Origin of the sequence: Cellulomonas sp., assembly GCF_017744555.1 — a bacterium.
Lineage (GTDB): Bacteria > Actinomycetota > Actinomycetes > Actinomycetales > Cellulomonadaceae > Cellulomonas.
In genome coordinates, this window is sequence record NZ_JAGIBD010000138.1 from 1 (window position 1) to 503 (window position 503).

A 503-nucleotide genomic window follows, 5' to 3' on the forward strand; every position below is an offset into this window, starting at 1 on the left:
CCCTTGCCAGCGCCGAAGTTCTGCACGGTCTTCTTCGGGTTCGACGGGTCCCAGCCCTTGGGCGTCTGCGGCGAGGAGCCGTTGTACGTCTTGGTGAGCGGGATGCCGCTCTCGAGCGCGGCGATGAGCGTGAAGGGCTTGAACGTGGAGCCCGGCTGGATGTTGTCGTACGTCGCGTGGTTGATCTGGTCGGTCTCGTTGTTGGGGCCGCCGTAGAGCGCGACGATGCCGCCCGTCTTCGGGTCGACGGACGTGATCGTGATGTCCGTCCGCTCGTTCGGCTTCGAGCCGTCCTGACCGTCCAGCGAGCCAGCCTTGAACGCCTCGGCGTTCGCGACCGCCTGGTCCTGCAGCGGCTTCTGGATCGTGGTGACGACCTTGTAGCCGTTGCGGTCGATCTCCTCGTCCTTGAGGCTCAGCGGCGGCTTCTGGAGCTCGGTGCGCACCATCTGCAGGAGCAGACCCTGCGGGCCGACCATCGTGTTGGGCCGGGTGTACGGGAC

Annotated in this window: 1 protein-coding gene; it reads right to left on the reverse strand. The window is 66.4% G+C overall.

Annotated elements, in window-relative coordinates; all coding sequences use genetic code 11:
* A partial coding sequence (locus J7523_RS20575; RefSeq protein ID WP_291890695.1) for a penicillin-binding transpeptidase domain-containing protein occupies positions 1–503 on the reverse strand: 503 nt, incomplete at both ends.